This window comes from Pseudoflavonifractor sp. An85 (assembly GCF_002161235.1).
Lineage (GTDB): Bacteria > Bacillota > Clostridia > Oscillospirales > Oscillospiraceae > Enterenecus.
In genome coordinates, this window is the sequence record NZ_NFHE01000028.1 from 23,900 (window position 1) to 31,005 (window position 7,106).

Below are 7,106 nucleotides of genomic sequence, written 5' to 3' on the forward strand. Positions count from 1 at the left end.
ACGAAAAAGATTGGCGGTATGTTACTGGCCGATTAGCTGCAACCACCCGGCGGTGTAGAAGTCCCTCAGCTGGTCCACATACCGCATGGCCTGCTCCTTGGGCATGTCGTGGACGACGATCTCGAAAATGCCGTTAAACATTCCGCTGGCAATGATGTGGCATAGCTGTGCATCCAGCTGGGGGCATTCATGCCCCAGACGGTGGAGTACCTCCAGGTATTGGAGGGTGTATTCCACTTCGACCTCCACCATATTATGGACGAAATGCTCATAGCTGGTGCCCTCGGCCTTGCACAGCAGCAGCTTCACCGGCTCTCGGTGGTCGCAGATGTAGTCCACCATCCAATGGACGCATTGGCTGGACTCCAGTCCCATGTGTTCCGGCTGTTCCTGCTCCGGCAGCTCGGCAAAGGAGGTCTGGGCTTCCATGAACCGGCCCATCAGCGCGGCGGCGTGGGGCTCCACGATGGATGCAAAGAGCGCCTCTTTGCTGGAGAAATAGCCGTAAAATGCGCCGGTGGTGACACCAGCCTGCTTCACAATCTGCCGCAGAGATGCGCCCTGAAAGCCCTTCTCTGTAAATTCCTCCATAGCGGCCTGCTGGATTCTCTCCAGCGTGGCAGTCGATTTTTCTTCCATATACAACCTCATATAACAGTGATATATAACACTGTTATAATAGAGCGGTGAGCTTCTTTTGTCAAGAGGCAGTGAAAGAAATATCGCAAAAGGGATTGCTGTATAAAATTAACACAGCAATCCCTTTATATCATACCAAACGTAGTTCTTATCCTTTTGTATAAACTTCTACTACTCCGTGTCCACCAAAACATAGTATACTGCTCACCTATACGCTACCAGAAAGTTCTGCGATAAAATATGGGCAAAATGGTCGTTTTATAACTTCAGATGTATCATCTTCACCATGCACCATCGATCAGAAACTGCCATACTGACCTTTGTGGAGAATCGCAAACCATCTCTGGGGATATGGCGATAATAAGCTTCCTGGGCAAGAATCTCGACCCCGCCGCCGATTTTCCCGGTCAGTTCCGAGGCTTCATCCACATAGAAAAACATCCGGGCATCGGCGTGGCCTACCTGCCTCATGTACTTTTTCCGCATCATGGCCATGCCGCTTTTGCTCACAGCATCAAAGACAAGTTCTATCTCTCCGAATTGCTGCAGCATTCGAAGCAGCCCCATAACCTTGGCTTCCTCAAAATAGTGGAACAGCCCACCAGCGGTGACCAAGATGGGAGCATCCGGCACATTGGCACGGATCCGTCTGATCCAGTCGTCATCAAAGGCATCCGCAGCAACATAGGTTTCCCGCTCCGGCTCCGGCAGCAACTCCCGCCGATACTCCACCACATGAGGCAAATCCACAGCATACCAGCGAGTGCGGCCGTTGTCGCAGCGATGATATGTGGTTTCCAGACCGCATCCAAGCTGGACGATGACCCCGTCCCGCCTGCGTCCCAGAAATGACCGGATGAACCGATCCATATTGGCTGACCGAACAGCGGAGGCCAGCAAGGTGTACTGGTTCTGGTCACCCGGCTTCCGCAGACCAGCTGGCAGCTTCTCCTTCAACTCCAGCGCCTTTTTGTCATATAAGATTTGCGGGCAATGTTCGCTGGCATAGAGCCTACCCAGCATAGGGACAAACAGCGTATCTTCCACAACGCCTAAATGAGACATTCGTTATCCTCCTTCCAAGCAACCAGCCTCAGCCCAGCGCCACATCCAGTGTCATCATGAGTGTAAATCCAACTGCAAACAGAATGGTTCCCACATCAGAGTGCTTTCCCACTGACATTTCCGGGATCCATTCCTCCACCACCACATAGATCATCGCTCCTGCGGCAAAGCTCAGGGCGTAGGGCAGTACCGGGACTATAATTCCAGCCAGAAGGATGGTCAGGATGGCGCCTAACGGCTCCACCGCACCGGACAACGCCCCATACAGGAAGGAGCGGAATTTCGAGAACCCTTCCGCCTTCAAAGGCATGGATATGATAGCGCCTTCCGGGAAGTTCTGAATGGCGATTCCCAAAGAAAGAGCTAACGCCCCCGCCAGCGTGATCCCACTGTCTCCATAAAGCCACCCGGCGTAGACCGCGCCTACTGCCATTCCTTCTGGGATATTGTGCAGTGCCACGGCCAAAGTGAGCATGGTTGTCCTTCCAAGACTGCTTTTGAGTCCTTCTGCCTCCGAACTGCCGCGGTGCAGATGAGGAATCAGCAGGCCTTGCCATAGTTCCATTGACATACGATCCTCCAATCTGGTCATGGTATTTGTTCGCAAAGTTTGCCTGGACAATCTGGGTATGCATGGACACCTCCAGTGCGCCGAGCGTCAGCAACAGGCTGCTTACCTGCCGCTCCAAAAGTGCTCTAACTGTTCGAAGGTAAAACGGGAGCGTCCCCATCGGACAGCTCTGATGAGTACGCTCCCATTTTCACTTTTACTTGCGCTTATATGACTCATGTATCATCAAAAAACGACCCATCAAGAAAAGTCGAGCGTAAAAATCATGAATCAGTAATAGCATCCATTCGGCATCAGTCAGATATTTCATCCGGTCTGTTGTCATGATTGTGATGATGTTTTCCGCAACAGTGGTGCCCACCGTGCCCGCCGCAGCAACAATGGCCATTCGGGTTGAAGGGATCAAAATGCAGTAAATCAACTTTCTCGACGGAAACCTTAGTATTCATGACGTTGGTATTCTTGTGTTCCAGCATAAAAACACTCCTTCATTATAGTTCGTATTATTTTGTGTTCCGAGAATGATCAGAACATAGAACGCTCGTGGTTAGCCATTGCTAACTACGTAAATTCTACCACACGATTCTATCCATGTCAATCATAAGACCATTTGCATAGCGAAATCTTACCTTCTCTATGGGATTAATTTTTTGGCCATTGTCCTTGCCACCACCGGTGTATTAGGGCCGGTTGTGGGAGCGCTGGTACATAATGCGGGTTCCGTCCTGTTCATTATCAACTCGGCGCTTCTCCTTGGCTGGAAGCAGAAGTCGTTATGACAAGCATGATTCCATCTCCTCTGTTCCCTGTATTCAGAAAATTCTTGCATCTTGTCGTGTTATGATGTATCATCCAGTTAGTATGCGCTAACCACTGGCGTTTGCTCTCGGAAAAGGTCTGTTTTATCATGAGGCGGGATAAGAACATGTTGCGAGAATATCTACAAAGTCAACGGATTCACCAAATTTCATGGAGTGTCAGTATGCCTGGAGTCCAGATTTGTCACTTTTCCCTGACAAGATCCGGCAGAAATGGACAACTGCCCATTCCGGTGGTGGGAAAGCCTCTGCATTTTGAAACCTTCTTTTGTTTCGGTGGTCGGCTTTTCCTTCATCCTGATCAAGCAGAGCCCTATACCGTGGAAACGTCTGATATTCTTCTTCTCTCAGACCCCTCATGGCTTCTCTCCTGCCAGTGTAGCCCAGACCTGTGTGGTGTACTGGTGGCGGTAGATGCAAAGCTGGCAAAGGACAGTTTTTCCTCTATCTGTACCACAATGGGAATGGAACTCGACACTAAAATCGTCAGAGAAAAGATGATTTCAAGCAGGGGTCATATGGTTATATCCGGAACCTCCTGGTCCCAAGCACTATTTCAGGATCTTCTGAACCTGTCGAAAGAAGCTCAGGATCGGTATTGCGTATTTAAGGCTGTGGAATTGTTATATTTGCTCTGCTCCAAAGTACCAGTTTCTCATACACCAGGTACCAATGTCCATCGCTATGTCCCCCAGAGCATTTTGGAGGCCACATCGTATATGCAGGCCCATTTGGGGGAGAAACTCACCATCCCCCACATCTGCAAACAATGCTCTGTTTCCCCCACATTTTTGAAGGAATGGTTTCACCGTGCGTATGGTGTTCCCGTCCATAGCTGGTTGGTAGAACAGCGCATGAAACAGGCCCATAAACTGATTTGCACATCCAAACTCCCCATCCACCAAATCGCACAAGACGTGGGCTACACCGGAATCAGTCAATTCAATGCAACATTCAAACGATTCTATGGTATGACCCCAAGCCGACTGAGAAAAATGTCAGAAACCGCAATCTCGCGTCCGATTTGACAACGACAAGCGTCCTACTTTGCTGCTATAATGATGAGACATTCCAAAGAAGCCTGGAACAAAAGGAGTGACGCCAATGAAGCAACATCGATTTTGGGCCTGGGGGGCCATCATCTGTATGATCATGGTCATGGTGACAGGCTACAAGAGAAAGTAAGGGAAAGGATGGGTTACCATGAGTATTTATAGCAAATTGGCCTGCTTTGCAGGCGGAGCCTTGTTTGGATCCTTCGGGATCAAACTGCTGTCCAGCAAGGACGCAAAAAAAGCCTACGTTCATGCCACTGCCGCAGGTCTGCGCATGAAGGATTCTGTGATGGAGACCGTAACCACGGTACAGGAGAATGCTGCTGACATTCTTGCCTCTGCCAAAGACTTGAATGAAGCTCGCGCTGCCAAGGAGGCAGAGGAAACTGCTGCCTCCAAGCTGGACGAGGTGGACGCCTAAGAAAACAGCAGAGGGAGCCGCATGGGCGGCTCCCTTTTTTCATCAAGGAGGTCAAATCATGAAGGCAATCATCCTGCACGAAAGCCGTGGGCGCATCCGTATTCGGGTCCAGCAACCGCGAATGACGTTGGAGCAGGCGGATCTGTTGGAGGCCTGGCTGTTGCGCAAGCCGTGGGCACAGCAAGTGTCGGTGCATGAGCGCACGTGCTGTGTCATCTTACACTATGACGGCAGCCGTCAAACCGTATTGGACGATATCCGCCGCTTCTCTTGGCAAGAGGCTACTGAGTCCATTTCTCTGCCTGTTCACAGCAGCCGTGCATTGAACCGAGAATTTGAAGAAAAACTGGTGGGAAAAATTGTGCTGAAGGCAGCATCCTCGTTGTTTCTTCCCTCCCCCCTGCGGATCGCCCGTATATTATGGCGTATGGTGCCATTTGTGCATCGTGGCCTAAGCTGTCTACTGCGGGGAAAACTGCGAGTGGAGGTTCTGGATGCACTTTCCATTTCCATCTCTGCCTGCCGTAGAGACTTTGGAACCGCCGGAGCCGTCATGTTCCTTTTGGAAATTGGCGAATTGCTGGAAGAATGGACCCGCAAAAAATCTGTGGAAGACCTGGCCCGGTGCATGTCTCTGAATGTAGATCGGGTTTGGTTACGCACACCCCAGGGAGAAGTATTGGTCCCCATCTCACAAGTTACGGCTGGAGACACCGTTGTGGTTCGCTCCGGAGGTGTGATCCCGGTAGATGGTCTCGTGCTGGAAGGAGAAGTCACAGTAAACCAAGCTTCTCTCACAGGCGAATCTATCCCGGTTTCTAAGCACTCCGGCAGCACTGTCTACGCTGGTACTGTGGTAGAAGAAGGCGAATGCGTTGTGGAGGTAAAACAGGCCTCTGGCCAAAGCCGCTACGACCAAATCGTTCAAATGATTGAACGCTCCGAGCAGTTAAAGTCCGCTGCCGAAAGTAAAGCTTCCACTCTGGCAGACAAACTGGTTCCCTACACGTTTGCAGGTAGTTTGCTCAGCTTTGTGCTTACCGGCAATGTTACACGGGCACTGTCGGTACTCATGGTAGACTTCTCCTGCGCTTTGAAGCTGGCCATGCCATTGGCTGTTCTCTCCGCCATGCGGGAGGCTGGAAAGGCTCACATCACGGTCAAGGGCGGAAAGTTTCTGGAAGCGGTTTCCATGGCGGATACCATCGTTTTTGACAAAACCGGCACTCTCACCCACGCCTGCCCGAAAGTTGTCCAGGTCCTTGCCTTCGGGGGAAGGCAAGAAGAAGAGATGCTTCGTCTGGCCGCTTGTCTGGAAGAGCACTTCCCCCACTCCGTTGCCAACGCAGTGGTTGAGGAAGCCAAGCAACAGGGCCTAACCCATGATGAATTCCACTCAAAGGTGGAATACCTGGTGGCCCATGGCATCGCCAGCACCGTCAATGGAGAACGAGTCCTCATCGGCAGCGCTCATTTCGTATTTGAAGATGAGGGATGCGTGGTACCGGAAGAAGATCAAGTCCAATTTGATGCTCTGCCATCGGAATTCTCCCACCTGTACCTGGCTATCGGGGGACAACTGGCAGCCGTTATTTGTATCTCTGACCCAATGCGAGAAGAAGCTGCCGCAGTACTCTCCCAGCTTCGGAATATGGGTATCAAAAAAACAGTGATGCTCACCGGTGACAGCCATCGGACTGCAGCAGCCATTGCTGCACAGTTGGGTGTGGACGAATTTCGTGCTGAGGTATTGCCCGCTGATAAAGCAGAATTTATTGCTCAACTGCGCAAGAATGGCCACACAGTTTTGATGGTGGGTGACGGAATCAATGACTCCCCTGCCCTATCCGAGGCAGATGCAGGCATAGCAATCCGAGATGGTGCCGCCATTGCCCGGGAAATTGCTGATATCACCATGGCTGCCGACAGCCTGTGGGAACTGGTGGAGCTGCGTCGAATCGCTACGGCACTTATAGCCCGCATTCATTCCAATTACCGCTTTGTAATCGGATTTAACGGCGCACTCATCGGGCTTGGCGTTGCAGGTATTTTGCCCCCTGCCACCTCTGCCATGCTGCACAACATCTCCACCGTAGGTGTTAGCTTGCGGAGCATGAGTCAGCTCCCACAGTAATCACCATACGTACATTTCTGTTACAGAAGTGTTTACAAAACACATTATGACATCACATCTGCTGTTACGAACATTTTCACTATCTATTTAGAGTTATTTGTGACCCACTATATTTTTGCACCTCCATCCATATGATGAGGGGAAGCACAGCGGTATGCCAGTTGTCCCCATAAGGGGCGTATATGGCAAATAAATACAAAGATACTACCAACCCCCCGCCGGGGTCATTGCAAACAACACAGGTATTACCGCCCGCAGTCCTTTGAACTGCTCCCCGTCAAGAAGACAGTGAAAAAATATAAAGTTTTCCCGGCCAGTAGCCTATGTGCTGCTGGCCGCTTTTTATGCAGCGAGATACAGCTCGTGCTTCTCCATCGGCGTCAGCACGCCCAAGTTGCGCTGT

At 51.0% G+C, this 7,106-nt stretch carries 6 protein-coding genes and 1 pseudogene; 3 read left to right on the top strand and 4 right to left on the bottom strand.

What is annotated here, in order from left to right; all coding sequences use genetic code 11:
* Positions 1–21 precede the first annotated feature (21 nt).
* The 4 genes and pseudogenes from B5G37_RS11485 to B5G37_RS15025 form a co-directional block, all read right to left on the bottom strand.
* Positions 22–639 carry a TetR/AcrR family transcriptional regulator gene (locus B5G37_RS11485; protein WP_087231692.1) on the bottom strand — a complete coding sequence of 206 codons (618 nt, stop codon included), beginning with the start codon at positions 637–639 and terminating at the stop codon, positions 22–24.
* 258 nt (positions 640–897) lie between these two features.
* Positions 898–1,704 (bottom strand): class I SAM-dependent methyltransferase, encoded by an 807-nt coding sequence (locus tag B5G37_RS11490; RefSeq protein ID WP_087257625.1) that lies wholly within the window; start codon positions 1,702–1,704, stop codon positions 898–900.
* 28 nt (positions 1,705–1,732) lie between these two features.
* A pseudogene (locus tag B5G37_RS11495) lies at positions 1,733–2,248 on the bottom strand (ZIP family metal transporter); the annotation flags it as partial.
* Between the two features lie 320 nt (positions 2,249–2,568).
* Positions 2,569–2,751 (bottom strand): hypothetical protein, encoded by a 183-nt coding sequence (locus tag B5G37_RS15025; RefSeq protein WP_143482339.1) that lies wholly within the window; start codon positions 2,749–2,751, stop codon positions 2,569–2,571.
* A 449-nt stretch (positions 2,752–3,200) separates the two neighbouring features.
* Between B5G37_RS15025 and B5G37_RS11510 the strand changes: the two genes are divergently transcribed.
* From B5G37_RS11510 to B5G37_RS11520, 3 genes are all read left to right on the top strand, one after another.
* Positions 3,201–4,121: an AraC family transcriptional regulator gene (locus B5G37_RS11510; RefSeq protein WP_087257634.1), complete on the top strand. Its 921-nt coding sequence runs from the start codon at positions 3,201–3,203 to the stop codon at positions 4,119–4,121.
* Positions 4,122–4,296: 175 nt separating this feature from the next.
* On the top strand, positions 4,297–4,569 hold the full coding sequence (locus B5G37_RS11515; protein WP_087257637.1) for a DUF6110 family protein: 273 nt from the start codon (positions 4,297–4,299) through the stop codon (positions 4,567–4,569).
* 58 nt (positions 4,570–4,627) lie between these two features.
* Positions 4,628–6,703: a heavy metal translocating P-type ATPase gene (locus B5G37_RS11520; RefSeq protein WP_087257640.1), complete on the top strand. Its 2,076-nt coding sequence runs from the start codon at positions 4,628–4,630 to the stop codon at positions 6,701–6,703.
* The last annotated feature ends 403 nt before the right edge of the window (positions 6,704–7,106 follow it).